The sequence below is a fragment of the Rhodococcus sp. T2V genome, assembly GCF_029269925.1.
Classification (GTDB): Bacteria; Actinomycetota; Actinomycetes; order Mycobacteriales; family Mycobacteriaceae; genus Rhodococcus_F; species Rhodococcus_F koreensis.
This window is the reverse complement of record NZ_JARJBD010000032.1, coordinates 46,018-64,157: the sequence shown is the minus strand read 5'-3', so window position 1 is coordinate 64,157 and position 18,140 is coordinate 46,018. Positions and strand designations below refer to the sequence as shown.

General features: G+C 66.4%; 17 protein-coding genes. 6 read left to right on the top strand and 11 right to left on the bottom strand.

Annotation, left to right across the window (positions count from 1 at the left end; translation table 11 throughout):
• Positions 1–13 precede the first annotated feature (13 nt).
• The gene (locus P3H15_RS25505) at positions 14–1,021 is read right to left on the bottom strand and encodes an NADP-dependent oxidoreductase (RefSeq protein WP_276139785.1); all 1,008 of its coding nucleotides are present in this window, start codon (positions 1,019–1,021) and stop codon (positions 14–16) included.
• A gap of 25 nt (positions 1,022–1,046) precedes the next feature.
• The gene (locus P3H15_RS25500; RefSeq protein WP_276139784.1) at positions 1,047–1,433 is read right to left on the bottom strand and encodes a DUF1304 domain-containing protein; all 387 of its coding nucleotides are present in this window, start codon (positions 1,431–1,433) and stop codon (positions 1,047–1,049) included.
• Between the two features lie 80 nt (positions 1,434–1,513).
• Between P3H15_RS25500 and P3H15_RS25495 the strand changes: the two genes are divergently transcribed.
• A complete protein-coding gene (locus P3H15_RS25495) occupies positions 1,514–2,110 on the top strand; it encodes a TetR/AcrR family transcriptional regulator (RefSeq protein ID WP_276139783.1) in 597 nt (198 codons plus the stop codon).
• Between the two features lie 79 nt (positions 2,111–2,189).
• Here the strand turns inward: P3H15_RS25495 and P3H15_RS25490 are convergent, their stop codons facing one another.
• Positions 2,190–2,807, bottom strand: coding sequence for a TetR family transcriptional regulator (locus P3H15_RS25490; RefSeq protein ID WP_276139782.1), 618 nt, complete (start codon positions 2,805–2,807; stop codon positions 2,190–2,192).
• 151 nt (positions 2,808–2,958) lie between these two features.
• Between P3H15_RS25490 and P3H15_RS25485 the strand changes: the two genes are divergently transcribed.
• On the top strand, positions 2,959–3,786 hold the full coding sequence (locus tag P3H15_RS25485; protein ID WP_072937029.1) for a mycofactocin-coupled SDR family oxidoreductase: 828 nt from the start codon (positions 2,959–2,961) through the stop codon (positions 3,784–3,786).
• Positions 3,787–3,822: 36 nt separating this feature from the next.
• On the top strand, positions 3,823–4,677 hold the full coding sequence (locus P3H15_RS25480) for a mycofactocin-coupled SDR family oxidoreductase (protein WP_276139781.1): 855 nt from the start codon (positions 3,823–3,825) through the stop codon (positions 4,675–4,677).
• A gap of 122 nt (positions 4,678–4,799) precedes the next feature.
• Here the strand turns inward: P3H15_RS25480 and P3H15_RS25475 are convergent, their stop codons facing one another.
• From P3H15_RS25475 to P3H15_RS25450, 6 genes are all read right to left on the bottom strand, one after another.
• Complete coding sequence (locus P3H15_RS25475; protein WP_276139780.1) at positions 4,800–6,500, bottom strand: FAD-dependent oxidoreductase; 1,701 nt, start codon at positions 6,498–6,500, stop codon at positions 4,800–4,802.
• 28 nt (positions 6,501–6,528) lie between these two features.
• Entirely contained in the window at positions 6,529–7,203 is a 675-nt protein-coding gene (locus tag P3H15_RS25470) for a 3,4-dihydroxy-2-butanone-4-phosphate synthase (RefSeq protein WP_276139779.1), read from the bottom strand.
• Entirely contained in the window at positions 7,203–7,985 is a 783-nt protein-coding gene (locus P3H15_RS25465) for an enoyl-CoA hydratase-related protein (protein ID WP_276139778.1), read from the bottom strand. The genes P3H15_RS25470 and P3H15_RS25465 overlap by 1 nt, the downstream gene beginning before the upstream one ends.
• Positions 7,982–8,902, bottom strand: a complete 921-nt coding sequence (locus P3H15_RS25460) for an alpha/beta hydrolase (RefSeq protein ID WP_276139777.1) — start codon at positions 8,900–8,902, stop codon at positions 7,982–7,984. The genes P3H15_RS25465 and P3H15_RS25460 overlap by 4 nt, the downstream gene beginning before the upstream one ends.
• On the bottom strand, positions 8,899–9,465 hold the full coding sequence (locus P3H15_RS25455) for a flavin reductase family protein (protein ID WP_276139776.1): 567 nt from the start codon (positions 9,463–9,465) through the stop codon (positions 8,899–8,901). Before P3H15_RS25455 ends, P3H15_RS25460 begins: the two co-directional genes overlap by 4 nt.
• A 97-nt stretch (positions 9,466–9,562) precedes the next feature.
• A complete protein-coding gene (locus tag P3H15_RS25450) occupies positions 9,563–10,459 on the bottom strand; it encodes an alpha/beta hydrolase fold domain-containing protein (RefSeq protein WP_276139775.1) in 897 nt (298 codons plus the stop codon).
• 308 nt (positions 10,460–10,767) lie between these two features.
• Between P3H15_RS25450 and P3H15_RS25445 the strand changes: the two genes are divergently transcribed.
• Both P3H15_RS25445 and P3H15_RS25440 read left to right on the top strand, forming a co-directional pair.
• A complete protein-coding gene (locus P3H15_RS25445; protein ID WP_276139774.1) occupies positions 10,768–12,948 on the top strand; it encodes an acetate--CoA ligase family protein in 2,181 nt (726 codons plus the stop codon).
• Positions 12,945–13,220, top strand: a complete 276-nt coding sequence (locus P3H15_RS25440) for an AMP-binding protein (protein WP_276139773.1) — start codon at positions 12,945–12,947, stop codon at positions 13,218–13,220. Before P3H15_RS25445 ends, P3H15_RS25440 begins: the two co-directional genes overlap by 4 nt.
• A 197-nt stretch (positions 13,221–13,417) precedes the next feature.
• On the opposite strand, the gene P3H15_RS25435 is transcribed toward P3H15_RS25440, so the two are convergent.
• Together P3H15_RS25435 and P3H15_RS25430 are read right to left on the bottom strand one after the other, a co-directional pair.
• Complete coding sequence (locus tag P3H15_RS25435) at positions 13,418–15,280, bottom strand: acyl-CoA dehydrogenase (protein ID WP_276139772.1); 1,863 nt, start codon at positions 15,278–15,280, stop codon at positions 13,418–13,420.
• Positions 15,281–15,370: 90 nt separating this feature from the next.
• Positions 15,371–16,573 carry an acyl-CoA dehydrogenase family protein gene (locus P3H15_RS25430; RefSeq protein ID WP_276139771.1) on the bottom strand — a complete coding sequence of 401 codons (1,203 nt, stop codon included), beginning with the start codon at positions 16,571–16,573 and terminating at the stop codon, positions 15,371–15,373.
• Positions 16,574–17,090: 517 nt separating this feature from the next.
• Here P3H15_RS25430 and P3H15_RS25425 point away from each other — a divergent pair.
• Positions 17,091–18,131, top strand: a complete 1,041-nt coding sequence (locus P3H15_RS25425; RefSeq protein WP_276139770.1) for an LLM class F420-dependent oxidoreductase — start codon at positions 17,091–17,093, stop codon at positions 18,129–18,131.
• Positions 18,132–18,140: the final 9 nt, after the last annotated feature.

The window sequence follows — 18,140 nt, the reverse complement described above, 5'->3', positions numbered from 1 at the left end:
CGCGCACGGGTGGCTACGCCACCTTCACCAGCATCTTCCCGACGTTCGCGCCGCGCATGAGCTGCAGGAACGCGTCGACCGAGTTCTCGATGCCGTCGACGACGGTCTCGTCGTGCACCACGTCGCCGGACGCGAGCCACGGTCCCATCTTGGCGGCGAACTCGGGGAACACGTGGGTGTAGTTACCGAGCGTGAAGCCCTCGAGCGTGAGCCCGCGGCTGATGATGTTCACCATGTTGTCCGGGCCGGGCGTGCGCTCGGTGGCGTTGTACGCCGCGATCGCGCCGCACAGTGCGGCCCGCCCGCCGGGGCGCATGACGTCGAGGGCGGCCTCGAGGTGGTCGCCGCCGACGTTGTCGAAGTAGACGTCGATGCCGTCGCCGGCGAGTCCGCGAAGCTGCTCGCGCACGGGCGCCTGCTTGTAGTCGAAGGCGGCGTCGTATCCGTAGCGGTCGGTCAGCAGCGCGACCTTCTCCGCGGACCCGGCGGATCCGATGACCCGGGATGCGCCCTCGAGTCGCGCGATCTGCCCGGCGGCGGTCCCCACCGCACCGGCTGCCCCGGAGACGAACACGGCGTCGCCGGCCTTCAGGTGGGCGATGTGAACGAGGCCGACGTAGGCGGTGAGCCCGGTCAGGCCGAGAATCCCGAGGTAGGCCGAGATCGGCACTCCCGGAATCTCTTCGACGACCCGGAACGCGGAGGCGTCACCCTGTGCGACGTCGCGCCACCCGAGGTCGTGGACGACCACCGAGCCGACCGGATGGGTGGCGGCGGTGGATTCGACGACGCGACCGACGGCCCCGCCGGTCATCGTCTCGCCCAGCACGAACGGCGGGATGTACGACTTCACGTCGTTCATCCGGCCGCGCATGTAGGGGTCGACCGAGACGAACTCGTTGTGCACGCGCACCTGCTCGGGCCCGAGTGCGGGCAACTCGACGGAGGCGGTGCGGAAGTCGTCCTGGGTGGGCCAGCCCACCGGCCGGTTGATCAGTTGAATCTGGGTGCTCGACGGCATGGTGTTCCTTTCGATACTTCTGAGGTCACAGCGCCAGTCCGAGCGCGAGGAGGATGACGGCGAGCAGCGGCAGCGCCCCCTGGATGATCGCCGCGCGCGCCTTGTCGGGTGACGACAGCAGGAGTACGAGCGCCGCGAGCAGCATGGATCCCGCGCCGGCGAAGATGAGGGCCGAACCGACGGCGGTGGCGCCGATGATCACGGCGACGATGCCGACTGCCGTCACGATCGCGAGGAAGAGGTTGTAGAAGCCCTGATTGAAGGCCAGCTCCCTGGTGGCGGCGGCCTCTTCGGCGCTGGTCCCGAACGTCGCGCGGGTGCGCGGCGCGGTCCAGAGGACGGACTCGAGCACGAAAATGTACACGTGGAGCGCACTGGCGAGTGCGGCAAGAACAAGACCCGCGGCAACCATACGAAACCCCTCCTCGTTCTGAACTGACCATTTCAATATATACTGAAATGGTCGTTTCACAACCATGAGTGAGGATCGTCATGCCGCGCACGCAGGACTTCGACACGGCCGAGGTGGTCGGCCGCGCCCGCGACCTGTTCTGGGACAAGGGCTTCGAAGCCACGTCGATACCTGACCTCGAGCGCGTCACCGGTTTGAATCGGTCGAGCCTCTACAACGCCTTCACCAGCAAACGCGGACTCTACGACGCCGCAGTACACGACTACCTGGACCGGGTGGTGCGCCCCCGGCTCCGCATCCTGACCGACGAGCCGACCCGCCCCGACGCCGCCTCGCGCTACTACCGCAGCCTCGCCGGCGCCCTCGCCTCCCTCCCCGACGAAACCCCCGGACGCGGCTGCCTGCTGCTCAACAGTGCCGCGGGTTTCGCCGCACACGACGACGCGCAACGGTCCGTCGTCGACAGCTACCAGCGCGAACTGTCCGGGGCGCTCACCCATGCACTCCGGGCCCACGACCCCGATGCCTCGGCCGCCACCCTGCAGCACCGGGCCCGGCTCCTGACGTCACTATCCGTCAGCGCCCTCCTGCTGTCGCGGGTCGACCGCGACGAGGCCGTCGCGGTCGCGAACGCCGCCGTCGAACAGCTCGAGGAATGGCGCCCCTCCCATAGGTGAGTGGCAAAGAGTGCCCCGGCACGCTTTGCCACTCACCTACGGGTCACGGTCGCGCGCCGCGGCGTCGAGCGCGGCGACCTCACCGGGCGGCGGGCTCCGGTGGCAGCAGGAGATCGAGCGACCGAGCGAGGGCCTCGTCGAGGTCGACGCCCGGGTCGGTGAGCCAGAACTCGTGCGCGGCGTGAACCGCCGCCACCACCGCGTACCCGACCGCTGTCGGGAACAGTCCGGTCGCCGGCTCCCCCGATCGGATGCCGGCGAACTCGGTGGCCGCAGCACGCCACGCGGCGTGCCGGGCCGCGGCGTGCACCTGCACCGCGGGGACACTGAGCACCAACTGAGCGCGGTGCCGCGCCCACTCGTGCTGGTCTTCGGGAACGTGCAGGGCCCCGATCACCGCGCGTGTGACGACCGTCCGGTACGGCTCGGCCGGCAGACCGGCCGAGAGTTGTTCGCACAGCCGGGCCAGTTCGGCGTCCGACTCGACCCAGAGGACATCGGCCTTGGACGGGAAATAGCGGAAGAAGGTGCGGCGGCTGATGCCGACCTCCGCGGCGATGTCGTCGACGCTCGTCTGCTCGAACCCATGGGTGAGGAACAGCCGCTGCGCCACCGCTGCCAGCTCGTGCGCACTGGTCGCCGCGGGACGCCCACCGCGGTCGGAGGGTGCGGGGGTTCGGTCGCCGGTCCTGGTCACGCGTCGATGATCTCAAAGGCCGAGTGCCCGGCGGACGACTTCCCAACCGAATCACCCGATTCGCTACGTTTTGTCACCGCATGACATAACCTGCTCGATACGACGCGACGCCGCTCGAATCGGCGCCGCATGTGCCGGAAGGTCAACTGTCATGGGACAACTCGAGAATCAGGTCGCATTCATCACAGGCGCCGCCCGCGGCCAGGGCCGCAGTCACGCATTGCTCCTCGCCCGGGAAGGCGCGGACATCATCGCGGTGGACGTCTGCCGCCCGGTGGAGACCGTGCCGTATGCAACGGCCACCCCGGACGATCTCGCCGAGACCGCGCGCCAGGTCAAGGCCCTCGGCCGCCGGATCGTGACCGCCGAAGTCGACGTCCGGGACCTCGCCGCGCTCACGTCGGCCGTCGACGACGGGGTCGCTCAACTCGGCCGCCTCGACATCGTGCTCGCCAACGCCGGAATCTCGGTACCCGCGCCCACGCTGGAAATGTCCGAACAGACATGGTCGACGATGATCGACGTCAATCTCACCGGCGTCTGGAAGACCTGTGTTGCCGCGGTACCCCACATCATTGCCGGCGGACGCGGCGGTTCGGTGGTGATCACCAGTTCCCTCGCGGCCCTCAAAGCCAACGCGAACACCGCGCACTACTCGGCCGCCAAGGCGGGCCTGATCGGATTCATGCGCGTGCTCGCGCAGGAACTCGCCCCGCAGAGCATCCGGGTCAACACCATTCATCCCACCACGGTGGCGACGGACATGATCCTCAACGAGCCCACCTACCAGCTCTTCCGACCGGATCTCGGGCACCCCACGCGTGCCGACTTCGAGGAAGCGGCGCTCACACTCAACGCGCTTCCCGTCCCCGCACTGGAGTCGATCGACATCTCGAATGCGGTGCTGTACCTGGTCGGTGACGCCGGCCGGTACATCACCGGCACCACGCACACCGTCGACGCCGGCGGACAACTCTGACAGCAGCGAGAACGTTCCATCAATCAGGAGGTAATCATGGGAATGCTGGACGGAAAGGTCGCATTCATCACCGGTGGAGCACGCGGCCAGGGGCGCGCGCACGCGGTGACCTCGGCGCGCGAGGGCGCGGACGTCGTGGTCATCGACATCGCCGCCCAGATGGGCACCGTGCCGTACAAGATGGCGGACGGATCCGACCTCGCCGAGACCGTTGCACAGGTCGAGGCCCTCGGGCGCCGGGCGCTGTCTTTCGAGGTCGACGTGCGGTCGCAGTCTTCACTCGACGACGCAGTCACCCAAACCATCTCGACGTTCGGAAAGATCGACATCCTGATCGCCAATGCGGGCATCTGGACGCAGGCACCGTTCTGGGAGCTCAGCGAGGACGACTGGGAAGAGATGATGGGCGTCAACCTGACCGGCGTGTGGAAGTCCGCGAAAGCCGTGGCACCACACATGATCGAGCGTCAAAGCGGGTCCATCGTCATCACGTCCTCGGTCAACGGACTGGAGCCGGGCATGAACTACGCGCACTACGTCACGGCCAAGCACGGCGTGATCGGATTGATGAAGAACATTGCGCTCGAGCTGGCGCCGTACGGGATCCGGTGCAACTCGATCAACCCGGGAGCGATCAAGACGCCGATGACCGACCACCAGGGCGCCTGGGACATGTTCGCCGGCCACGAGGGCGGGACCGAGGCCGACATGATCGAGGGCGGCTATCACTTCCACGCCCTCAAGGGCACGACATTCATGCCGCCGCAGGTCATCGCGGACACTGCCCTCTACCTGAACTCCGACCTCGCGGCGTCGGTGACAGGCGTGACCATCCCCGTCGACGCCGGCCACCTACTGCTGACCGGCTCGAATCCCGCACCCGTCACGTAGGCGAGCAGGATGATGGGAACCGGCATGCCGGCCTGACGGACTGAAGGTTCCCATCGCCCTCGGGCAGCCGCTCACGAAACCGGTGGACACGGACCGGCTGATGATCCGCGACCCTCCGGGCCCTACCCCGCCGGGTGCGTCACCGTGTGAGCGATTGCGAGCATTCCCTCGATATCCGTGAACTTGACTCGCGGGCGGCCATACTCGCGCCCCTGCGACCTCTCCTCCGCGTCGATCGCCAGCCAACCTTGCCGGTCGACGACCTCGGGTTGGCGTGCCGAAACCAACGCAGCGAGAGCAGCCCGGTCGTTTCCGGACTTCGCCTGTTGCAGCCGTCCTGCAGCCAGATCCTCGATCAACGCGGCGACGGTATTCTGTGCGCACTGCTTGTTGGTGCCGATCACACCGGAGGGCCCACGTTTGACCCATCCAGCGGTGTACACGCCCGGAATCGACGTCCCGGTAGCGGGATCGACCACCCTGCCATCGACGTTGGGAATCCTTCCGAGCCGGCTGTCGAAGGGCACGTCCGGTACGGCCGTGCCGCGGTAGCCGATCGACCTCAGCACCAGACCGGCCTCGACAGTTTCGAGTCGGTCGGTCGGTCGGGCCTCGAGTGTGCCGCTTCCGTTTCGGATCAGTTCGTTGCGAACGATCTCGACTCCTTCGACACGATCGAGCCCGAGAATCCGCGTGGGTGAGGTGAGATAGCGCAGCACGATGCGCTTGCGCCCAGGGTCTGGCGCGCGGGTGGCGAACTCTGCGGCGACCCGGCTCTTGAGAGTCGTCGAGAACGGGCCGTCGACACCCTCGCCGCCGCCGAGGCCGAGTTCGGACGGATCGACGACTACGTCGACGCCAGGGACGCGTCCGAGTGCAAGGAGCTCCGGGGTGGTGTAGGCCGCCTGGGCGGCTCCCCGCCTTCCGAGCACGACTACTTCACGTATTCCACTGTTTCGCAGCGCCTTCAAGGCGTTATCGGCAATGTCGGTTCGAGCGAGATCATCCGGGTTCGAGACGAGTATCCGGGCGACGTCGAGGGCGACGTTGCCGTTGCCGACGACGACAGCACGTTCTCCACTGAGATCGAACGTTCGGTGCGCGTAGTCCGGGTGGCTGTTGTACCAGGCGACGAACTCTGTGGCGGCGACGCTGCCGGCCAGTTCTTCTCCGGGGATGTCGAGTGTACGGTCGTCGAGAGCGCCGACGGCGTAGATCACCGCGTGATGGTGGTCGAGCAGTTCGTCGTGGGTGAGGTGCCGGCCGATCTCTACGTTGAGGTGGAACCGGAATCCCGGCTTCGCCGAGACCTTGCGGAATACCTCGGAGATTTCCTTGGTCCGGACGTGATCGGGAGCAACGCCGGCGCGGACGAGTCCCCACGGTGTCGGAAGGCGGTCGAACATTTCGATCTCGAGCGAGCCGCTCGGTATCCGAGCGAGCAGTTCGGCAGCGGTGTATGCCCCGGCGGGGCCGGAGCCCACTATTGCCACTCGCAGCGGAGTCTCCTGCCGGGGCAGGTGGACGGAGGACACCGGAACGAATGCGAGTCCCTCTGAATCGAGTGGATGATTGTGGAAGTACTCGGCATTCATGTCCCGGTATCGGGCGTACTCGTCCGGAAGGTCGTCCTCGTGGTAGATGGCATCGACCGGGCACGCATCCGTACATGCGCCGCAGTCGATACATGCCTGCGGATCGATGTACAGCATCTCGGTGGTCCGGAACTCCGGGTCGTCGGGCGTCGGGCGTATGCAGTTGACCGGGCACACCACGACGCAGGAAGCGTCGTTGCAGCAGGACTGGGTTACGACGAAAGACACGAGAACTCCTTGGACGTCAACGGGCGGATCAGATGAGCCGCGTGGCGAACCGAGATGCGATGGACGTTGCTGCATCCCGCATCACGTCGTTGACCGACACGAACGCCAGGCCGTGCCGACGACCGAACTCGATGCTCTCCGCTTCGCTCGCCATGGCGGTCTCGTTGCTCGGGGAAACCAGCTCGCACAGGGCTCCCACTGGTCGAACTCCGGCCACGCGCATGATCCGCACGACCGCATCGGCGAGACCGGCGCCGGTTCCACGAGCGATGACCGGGGCGACGTGTCCCGGCCTCGACAAGGCCGCAGGCCCCGTGGCCGGGTCGGCGATGGTCCTGATCGTGCGTGCCCGGTCCGTTGCGGAGATTCCCGTTCCGATGCCGTCCACGGCGTCCACGGTCACCGCCAGGTCAGGGCAGCCAGTGGATTCGGGTAGCGCCCACATCGGTGGAAGCTGCATCCGCACACACTCGTCCTCGGTCACGGTCACCTTCACGAAGCCCGACGTGTGCCGGATCATGAATGCGAGGGCCGCGGTGGTGGCAAACTCTGCTGCGAGTACCAGATTCGCCTCACCGGACGCGGGATCGAACAGGACGACCGTTCTTCCAGCAGAGACAGCCGCGGCAGCCGTGCCCAAGCGGGCCGTCGACGTCGGTTCGCAGACGACGGCGGATCTGTGACGTCGTTCCACGGTCGTCATCACGCCTCCTGCCTCGACGTTCCGTTCGCCGGTGTCTTCTTCGCCGCGAACGCGGCTACGGCATTACGGAAACCGTCGGTGGTCGTCAGCCGAATCTGACCTTCGCGTTCGCGGGCGAACGCGTTGCCCAGTTCGCCCAGCGTTGCCTCGTTGATTGCGGTTTTCGTCTCGATCAGCGCCTCGGGAGAACGGCGGCTCAGACCGGTGAGCAGCGCGTCGAGTTCCGCCTCGAATACGTCCGTGTCAAATGTCGCGGCCACCAGGCCCAGTCCTGCTGCGTCGGTCGCGCTCACCTTCTCCCCGAGTAACGACATCCGCAGCGCTACAGGCCGCCCGACGGCCGCCGCTACCAGCGCGGTGGCGCCACCGTCCGGCATCAATCCGATGGAGGTGAACGGCATCGAGAAGAACGCGTCGGAACGCGCCACTGTCAGGTCGGCGGCAAGTGCGATTGCCACGCCGACACCTACCGCCGGACCCCGTACCGCAGCGACGACGGGGCATGGCACCCGCCGGATCGAGTCGATGCAGCGTGACGCCGCGTCGGCGGTGGACGCGGTGTTCTCCACCGACAGGGGGTCCTCGACATCGAGATCTCCACCCGCACAGAAAGCTCGTCCGGAACCGGAGACAACGATGACCCGCACGCCGGGATCCTCCCCTGCGCGTCGAACCGCGTCCGTCAATCGGTCCAGTGTCGCCTTGTCGACTGCATTCATCCGTTCGGGACGGTTGATCACGATGTGCCGTACCGGGCCGGCGTCGACGATATCGACGGTCATGACAGTTCCTTCGTGAGAAATCTGGCGATCTCGTCGACCCCGTCTCGAGCCTGGGGTAGGAAATCGGTGAACAGCGTCCACGCGTGACACGTGTTCGGGTACACCGACAGCGTGCTCGCGCCCCCGGCGTTCCGAATCGAGTCGTGCATGCGGACCGCGTCGTCGAGAAGGATCTCGCTGTCGCTGGCCAGCAACAGGATCGGTGGCAGATTCGTGAGGTCCGCGAAGACCGGTGAGGCGAGCGGAGTGTCGCGGTCGTTCTCGCGGAGGTATGTCGCCGCGAGCATGGCCAACGAGCGTTTCGTGATCACCGGGTCCGTATCGCCGTTGCTCGCGACACTCGCGCCCGATGCCGTGAAATCGGCGAGCGGAGACACCGCCACGGCGGCCGCGGGCAGAGTGACGCCGCGGTTCCGGGCATCGACAAGGACGGACATCGTCAGGCCGCCGCCGGCGGAATCCCCACCGACGGCCGTCCGTTCGGGCCCGTACTCGGCGACGAGGGCGTCCACCACCGCGGCGGCGTCCTCGAGCGCGGCGGGAAACCGATGTTCCGGAGCGAGCCGATAGCCGGGCAGGACCACCACGGAGCCGAGCGCCCGTGACAGGGCTGCTGCGGCGTGGCGGTATCCGTGCGGACTCCCCATGACGTAGCCGCCGCCGTGAAACCACACGAGCACGTTGTCGTCGATCGCGGGTCCGGCCGCGACGCGCAACGCTTCGACACCGCCGACGACGATGTCGTCGACCGAAACATCCTCGGAAAGCGTGGATTCCAGCATCATCTCGTCGAGGTTGCGACGGAGCTGTCCGAGCGAGAGCCGACCGTCCCCGAACACGGCGGCGAAGGAGTTCCGGGCTCGTTCCAACGCTGCGTCGACATCGACGGCCCGGTCGCAGGATTCGGTGTGTGTCATCGGTGCGTCCTGCCGGTGGTCGTGGGCGTCCTGCCGGTGGTCGTGGGCGTCCTGCCGGTGGTCGTGGGCGTCGGCGGGAGCGCCGCGTGGGTTCCGAAGACCCGGCCGTGGTACGTCAGTGGCGGGATGGTTTCGCTCGCGATGTCGACTACTCGGCCGAACACGACGGTATGGTCGGCCACGTCGAGGGTTTCCATCACCACTGCGGCGACCCAGTGCGGGACATCGGCGATGCGCGGCACGCCCCGGTCCATACGCCACGACACGTCCTGGAATTTCTCCGGGCCCTTGCGCGCGAACTGGCCGGCGAGCGCCGACTGCGCGCTGCCGAGGACGTTCATCCCGAAGGTGCCCGATTCGAGGACGAGCCCCAGCAGGTCCGATCCTCGATCCAGGGAGACCAGCACCGACGGGGGTGCCATCGACAACGACGCGAAGGCACTCACGGTTGAGCCGTGGGGTCGCTCGCCGTCCATCGCCGTCACGACGGCGACGGGCGTGCACACCGCGGCCATGGCGTCGCGGAACCGCGCCGCCAGCTCATCGAGTTGTTGTTCGGGCATGTCGGATGCCTTTCGTGCGTGGTGGTGCCCGGCGGAGGGGCTGGAACGCGGGCGCCGCCGCCGGTGCGGCGCCCGCGGGTCTGTCAGGTGCGAGCCGTCAGAGCCCGAGATTCTTGCGAAGGAAGGACCCGGCCTCGTCCGCCGCCTGGATACCCTCGGGCAGGATCGACGAGAACAGCGGCCACACGTGGACCATGTCGTCGTACGTGGACACGGTCGCCGACCCACCGCGCTCGACGATCGCCGCCGCTGCCCGGCGGGAGTCGTCGAGGAGCACCTCGCCGGAACCGACCAGGAACAGCGCGGGCGGGAGGTCGCGCAGATCCGCGAAGAGCGGCGATGCCAGCGGATCCTCCGGGTCGTGGCCCTGCAGGTAGGCGTCGCCGACGTTGCCGATCGACCCGCGCGAGACCGCGATGTCCTTGCCGTCGAACTCGTCGATGCTGTCGCCGCTCGCGGTGAGATCGAGGAGTGGGGAGATGAATACTGCCGCTGCTGGTAGTGATTCGCCCTTGTCGCGGACCGCGGTGAGAGCGGAGAGTCCCAGGCCGCCGCCGGCCGAGTCGCCACCGACCGCGACGTTACCCGCGCCGTATTCCGAGACGAGTGCGGACACCACGGCGGCACCGTCGTCGGCGGCGGCCGGGAACGGGTTCTCCGGCGCACGCCGGTAGTCGGGCAGAACGACGGTCACGCCGGATGCGCGCGAAAGGGTGTGTCCGAGTTCCTGGAAACCCCGTGCGCTGCCCATGATGTAGCCGCCGCCATGGAACCACACGAGCACCTTGTCCTGCGCGGCTCCGTCGGCTGCGACGAACAGGACGGGGACACCGCCGACCTCGCCTTCGACCGACTCGACTCCCTCGGGGAGAGCGAACTGCAGAAACAGTCGGTCGTATGCATTGCGCAGATCATCCACCGTTGCCGTCGCCGGATCGGGGAAGCCTTCCAAATACATCTTCTCGACGCGTGCGAGTGCTTCGGTCCTGGCCATGGGGTCCTCCGAATCGAGTCCGAATCCCGACACCGCCTAGCGGTCGGGCTGTGAGCGATGTTACATAGTTACCACTAACTTAGGAAGACGTTTCCCTGCACTTTTTCCGATTCAGACGTAGATATGGTCATAACCGAGGTTCACGGTGATAGATTTCGACTCACCCGAGCTTCAGCTCGGCTCCGAGCCGGAACACATCGCGAGCGCAGATGCCCGCCCACGGCTCACGAATTGCTTCTGGCCCCCACGAGGACACCGCCACGACACCCGGCCAGATGCCACACCCCCCCGACCGGAGGACCCAGACCATGACCCTCATCTCGGACGACGGTTCGTCCCGCACAGACGAATCCGACGTTCGCCCCACGTCGCCCCTCGAGCGTGTACTGAACCCCTCGACCATCGCGATCGTCGGGTTGAGCGACAAGTCCGCGGTAGCGCCCTTCATCCGGCCGACACTCGACAGCGACGCAAAGGTGTTCTTCGTCCACCCGACGGCGCCCACCGTCCTCGGCATGCAGCCGTACCGCTCGATCACCGAGATTCCCGGCCCGATCGACTCCGTACTGTCGGTGATGTCTGCGGAACGGACGGTAACGCTGGCCGAGGAGTGTGCCGAACTCGACTGCGGAGGCCTCGTCGTGTACGCCGCCGGCTTCGCGGAACTCGGCGCGGACGGCGACGCCCTCCAGCTCCGCCTCGTCACCGCCGCGGAGCGCGGCGGCATGGCGGTCGTCGGCCCGAACAGCCTGGGCTACATCAGCGTTCCCCGCAGCCTGAACCTGACCGCGTCCGCAGACTACCGTCCCCCCGCGGGCGGGGTGTCCATCGTCTCCCACAGCGGCGCGATGATCGGTGGCGTCGCCGTCACCGCCGGCCTGCGGACCGGTGTGGGCATCTCACGCCTCATCTCGGCAGGAAACGAGGCGACCACCGACATCGCCGACTACGTAGAATTCCTCGCGACCGACCCGGACACCGCCGCGGTCGGCCTGATCGTCGAGGGCATTCGCCGGCCCGAAGAGTTCTTTCGAGCGGCCCGCCGCTGCATCGAGGCCGGAAAGCCGGTCGTTGCACTCAAACTCGCGCGCAACAGCCGCACCCAGCAGATGGCGGCATCGCACACCGGAGCGCTGGCCGGAAACGCCTGGGCCTACGACGTGGCATTCCGCCAGGCGGGGATCCAGCTCGCCCACGACATCGAGGAGCTCGTGGACCGGCTCTCGATCGTCGGCCAGCTCGACCCGGCGAAGTGGAACCCGGTCGAGAACATCGGAGTGGTCGCCGGCACCGGAGGGTTCGCGTCCCTGGCCTACGATCTGGCCGAGGCGGAGGGACTCACCCTCCCACCACTCGACGACCTCGCCGACTGGGTCCGGGCGACCATTCCGGGTATCACAGTCCCCAATCCCCTCGATACCACCGGATTCGGCGCGACCTTCTGGACGGACATCGTCGATCGGTACGTCGGATCGCCCGAACTCGACGCGGTCGTGTTCGTCAACATGTGGGGCGAGCGCGACGACTCCCCCATCTACCGCCGTCTCATCGACGACGTCGCCCAGGCGGCACGACGGTACGGAAAGCCCGTTGCGATCGCGGCCGGTGCAGGTCCGGTCGGCTCGTATGCGAAGGAGGTGATCGGCGCCGACGGAAGCGTCGCCCTCGGTTACGGACTGCGCGGGACCCTGCGCGGACTCCGCACGATGGGCACCTTCGTCCGCGGCCGCCGGAACCCCCGCCCGGAAGCCGTGCCCGTCGCGCCTCTCCCCCGACCGGCCGGACCCCTCCGGGACACCGGCGACGGCCGCCGGTTCCTCCCGTTCGTACAGGCTGTGGAGTTGCTGGATCGGTTCGGCATCCCGACCGCCCCGCACTGCACCGTCGGCGCAGGTGAGGAGGCCGAGCCGGACTTCGCCGGACCATACGCGGTGAAGCTCGCGGACGTACCACACCGCACGGAACTGGGTGCCGTCGTGCTGAACGTCGAACGCGAGGATCTCGACGACGCCGTCGCACGCATGCGAGCGATAGCGCAGCGCCACGGTGTCCCCGACGTCGTCGCCGTCCAGCCCATGACGGCCGCTCGAGGTGAACTGCTCGTCGGGATCGAGGGCCGCAGCGAACTCGGACCCATGGTGGTGCTGGGCATCGGCGGCATCCTCGTCGAAGTACTCGGACGAGTCGGCGGCCGCCCGGCACCGCTGACCCGGACCGACGCCGAGACGCTCATCGACGAGTTCCGCGACCTACGGCTGATGCACGGCTATCGGGGGTCCGCACCGTGGAACCTCGATCAGCTCACGGATCTACTGGTGGGATTCGGGAACCTGGCCGCAGCCTGCCACGGGTGGATCGAGTCGTTCGACGTCAATCCGCTCCTCGTCACGGACGACGGACTCGTCGCGGTCGATGCCCTCTGCATCGTGCGTGACGGAGGAGACACACCTCAGCCGCCCACTCTTTCCCTGGAAGGAAGTCATCTGTGACCACCGGAGCAAACCTCCGATGCGGCAGCGACGTTCGAACCCACGTCCAGGTGCGGGAGCGCTCCACCCGATTGGCGTCGGCACTCGCGGCTCTGGGTGTCGAACACGGCAACCGGTACGCGATCGTGATGCGCAACGAGATCGGCTTCGTCGAGGCGACGCTTGCCGGCGCCGCCAAGGTCGTTTCGACCCCGAGGAGCTCCTCCGAGTCGTCGAGGAACGCCGGATCGAACACGTCCGAGCCGTTCCCACGATGTTCGTCCGGTTGCTGAAGCTGCCGGAGCGGGTTCGTCAGGGCTACGACTTCTCGTCGCTGACCGCCGTCGTACATGCCGCCGTGCGAATCGTCGCCGCCGACGGTGGCGACGCAGCTATCGGGGAACACGGCGACATCTACCGCAGGCGCCGCACGGCGAAATGCGGGCCCGAGCGAATCGGGCCCGCATTTCTTTGTGCTACAGCAGGTTCGTCAGAACGCCGAGTCGTCCAGGGTCATCACCGAATCGTCCACCTCACCGGCTATTCGCCCCTCGGCCACCACCACGGGCAGAACGTTCCGGGCGAAGAACCGCGCAGCGGCTACCTTACCCTCGTAGAACGACCTGTCGGCCGCGGTGATGTCCGTGTCGAGCGCATGGAGGGCGATCACGGCGCTCCGCAACAGCAGCCACGCGACGAGGACATCGCCGAGCGTGTAGAGCAGCCGGGTCGCGTTGAGCCCGACCTTGTAGACGCTCTTCGCGTCGCCGCCGGCGACCTTCGGGTTCGACAGCACGAGATCGGCCGTCATCTTCGCGACGGTCGCCTCGACACTGCCGGCCGCCTCGCGTAGAAGGTCTCGTTCGAGCGCCAGATCCGTAGTCGCGGCCGGATCCTCGGCGAACGCCGCGATCTCGCCGACGAGGTGACCGAAGGCAGCCCCCTCGTTCTTGATGATTTTGCGGAAGAACAGGTCCTGCGCCTGGATCGCGGTTGTACCTTCGTAGACCGTGTCGATCTTGGCGTCGCGCACGTACTGCTCGAGGGGATAGTCCTGAAGGTATCCGGACCCTCCGAAGGTCTGAAGCGATTCGGTTCCCAGCACGATCCACGAACGTTCGGATCCGTATCCCTTGACGACCGGCAGAAGCAGATCGTTGACTGCCTCGGCGAGTGCCGTGTCGTCGCCTCCAGCGCTACCGATCGCGATCTCGTCCTGCCACGAGGCCGTGTACAGGACCAGGGATCGAAGCCCTTCGGCGTACGACTTCTGGGTCAGCAGCGACCTTCGGATGTCCGGGTGCCGGGTGATCGGGACCTTGGGAGCCAATCTGTCTGACGACCGGGTGAGATCGGATCCCTGGACGCGCACCTTGGCGTAATCGAGGGCGTTGAGATAACCGCTCGACAGTGTCGCGATGGCCTTGGACCCCACCATCATCCTGGCGTCCTCGATCACGTCGAACATCTGGCCGATGCCATCGTGGACGTCTCCGAGTAGCCAGCCACGCGCCGACTCGTTCTCGCCGAGGGTCATCTCACAGGTCGCCGAGACCTTCACGCCCATTTTCTTCTCGACGTTGGTGACGTAGACGCCGTTGCGCTCGCCGGTGTGCTCGCCGGTTTCGGGGTCGAAATGGTACTTGGGGACGAGGAAGAGGCTGAGGCCTTTGGAACCCGGCCCACCGGCACCCTCGACGCCCACGGGGCGGGCGAGAACGAGGTGGAGGATGTTGTCCGTCAGATCGTGCTCACCCGCGGTGATGAAGCGCTTGACGCCGATAATGTTCCAGGTTCCGTCGTCGTTGGGGATCGCCTTCGTCCGGCCTGCGCCGACATCCGAGCCCGCATCCGACTCGGTGAGCATCATGGTCGCGCCCCACTGCTTGTCCGCAGCGATCTCCGCGATCCTCTTGTCCCTTTCGGTGCCGTGTTTCCACACGACGCGGGTCGCCGTCGGGAATCCGACGTACGTCCACAGGGTCGGATTCGAGCCGAGGACGAACTCGCCGAGTGCCCAGTTCAGCGAACTCGGTGCGTGAGTGCCGCCCAGTTCGGGAAGCACACGCAGGCGCCACCATTCGGCATCCATCCACGTCTTGTATGTCGCCGCGTACGACGGCGGGACCGTGACGGTGTGCGTCGTGGGGTCGAAGACGGTCGGGCTGCGGTCGGAGTCTTCGAAGGACTCCGCGAGATCCTCGCGCGCGAGGCGATCGACCTCACGCAATGCGACCTTGGCGGTGTCCAGGTCGACGTCCTCGAACGGCTCGGTGCCGAGAACTCGGTCGCGTCCGAGCAGTTCGAAGAGGTTGAACTCCACATCCCGGAGATTGCTCTTGTAATGACCCATCGTGGGTGCCTCTCAGGCTTGTCGGCCTACCCCACGGCAGGCCGGAGACGCCGGGCGCACCCGAAGGCGCGACCGGCCCGGAATCAGTGTTCAGACCTCGGCCTGCGCATAGACCGGAAGGAGCACACCCGCTGCGTCCACGAGCATCTTCGGGTCGACCAGGAGGTGCTGGGTCGCCACGTGCATGTCGCGCACGAAACGGCCGAGCGTGCTGGTGCGGCCGATACTCTGGCTGCCGCCCCATCGGTGGGCGAACTCCACGATGTCACTGGTGACCTCGTGCACCCAGGACAGCATCTGCTGTACCCGGGCGACATGCTCGGGCGTCACGGGGTCACCGGCGTTGACGACGGCTTCGGCCGACCGGGTGACGTCGTAGACGTAGAGGCGGGCGGCCTGGAGGTTCGCTTCCTTGCGCGCGAAGTCGATCCGGAAAAAGTCGGCGTCGCCGACCGGGACGGTGTAGTTGGGACGCATCTTACCGGCGGTCACATTCGCCACCAGTTCGAGTGCACGCGTGGCGATTCCGAGTGCAATCGACGCGTGGGGTAGACCGCCGGCCAGCTCGTTGGTGAGCTTGTACATGGTCTCCGAACGAGTCGGCGTGCCACCGAAGGTCGGCGTGGTGTATTCGGCAGGCACGAACTTCTTGGAAACCGTGTAGTCGTGGCTGCCGGTGCCGGCGAGCCCCCACACATCCCAGTTGTTCTCGAATTCGACCTGATCCCTGGGCAGCAGAGCAATCCGAGCCTGCGGTTGTCCGTTCTCGCCGAGAATCGGGTTTCCCTGCTCGTCTGCCACATAGAAGCCCGCACCGATCCAGGTCGCATGGTCCGAGCCGCTCGCGAAGGAGTAGCCGCCGTTGATGATGTATCCGCCCTCGACTTGGACACCGGGGTGCCGCGGGAGCAGTTGACCCGCCACGATGAACTTCTCGTCCCTGCTCAACAGCTCCTCGACCACCTCGGACGCAAGGTAGCCGATCACACCGGCCGTGCCCCATTCACTGGCCATCCACGCCCATCCGGTCGACGCGTCGGACTTCGCGACCTCCTCGAACACCCGCATACCCTCGCTGGGAAGCAGACCACCGCCCCCGAGTTCCTCAGGGATCAGCATTCCGTGCAGGCCCAGTTCGACGAGCGCGTCGGCGACCGGCTTCGTGATCGTCCGATCGCTCTCGATGGCGGCGGCCTCTTCCCTGATCAGCGATGCAATCGAGCGGGCTCGCTGCAGATAGTCGGCCTCCCTGGCGCTGTCGGCGATTGCCTCGTGGGTGAGCGTCTCGGTCATGTTCATGCCTTTCGTGCGGATGTCCATCCGGAGGCGTGACCAACATTCGACTGTGTCTCACGCACCCGGTCTTCAAAGTCCCTACGGCGCTTCCGAAGCCACTCACGGAGCATTCCGGTGTGAGTAAGGTAACATAGTTACCATTAATGTCAATGTCTAATTATGCAGGTCGTGGTCATTAATCTCCTCAGTCCAGCTGCAATCAACACTTACTTGGTCAATCCGGCCCCGATGGGCGGCATTGCCCGCCCGGTCCCAATCCCTGAGCACCATGCACTCCGCCGCCCGGGCCCCGCACAACCTCGATCCCGCCTCATGGGCATAGCGACGACTAACTACGGTTCATATAGCTACAGTTCATAATCCATTGACCAAGACACACAACCATAGTTAGCATTAACCTACGGCCGATTACACGCCTCGACTTCGAACTGCGGTCCCACGAGAGCCGTGCGGCCGAAGATCCGAAGACCTCTATCGCAGCAGGGTGCTGCAAGTTGCGGAAGGCAGGAACAACATGCGCATCGGCACCATCCTGGGCCACGGACGCCCGTTCCATGAATTAGCCTCGGAAACAGCCGATTACGAATCCGCTGGGCTGGACTCCGCCACCCTCGGCGAAGCGTACTCCTTCGATGCGGTGAGCCAACTCGGCTTCCTTGCTGCTCGGACCTCACGAATCGAACTCGCCACCGGCATCCTCGCTCTCGATGCCCGAACTCCGGCTACTCTCGCCATGACAGCCGCCGGACTCGACTACGTATCCGAGGGGCGCTTTCGCCTCGGGATCGGCGCATCCGGCCCGCAGGTGGTCGAGGGATTCCACGGCGCACCCTTCGGCCACGCCGTGGGCAAGACACGGGAGACGGTCGAAATCTGCCGCACAGTATGGCACCGCGACCCTCTACGCCACGAAGGGCGCCACTATCACATACCCCTCCCGGCGAACGAGGGCACCGGCCTCGGAAAGCCACTCAAGTTGATCAATCATCCTCTGCGTCCCGATATTCCGATATCGATCGCCGCACTCGGCGACAAGATGGTCGAGCTGACCGCCGAGCTCGCACAGGGTTGGGAGCCCATCTTCTTCCACCCGGAGAAGATGAACGAGGTGTGGGGCGAGGCGCTGCAGCGCGGCAAAGCCAAACGCGACGACGCCCTCGGCGAGCTGAACATCATCGTTCGGCTCCCGTTCGCGGTCGTCGAGGATCCTGCGCCCTGGCTCGACCGCGCGCGACCTCAGCTGGCGCTCTACATCGGCGGCATGGGATCGCGGGATCGGAACTTCTACAACACGCTGGCGTGCCGTTACGGATTCACCGAAGAGGCGGCAAGAATCCAGGAGCTGTTCCTGTCCGGCCGCCATGCCGAAGCCGCGGCCGCGGTTCCCGACGAACTCGTGCGTGCGACGTCCCTGATCGGTCCGGCCTCCTATATCTCGGAGCGCATTGCAATGCTCGACGAACTCGGCGTCGGACTCCTCAACGTCGCTCCGATGGCGGCCACGCACACGGAGCGACTCGCCGCGATCGAAACCCTCCGCTCCCTGATCGATTGAACCCGTCTA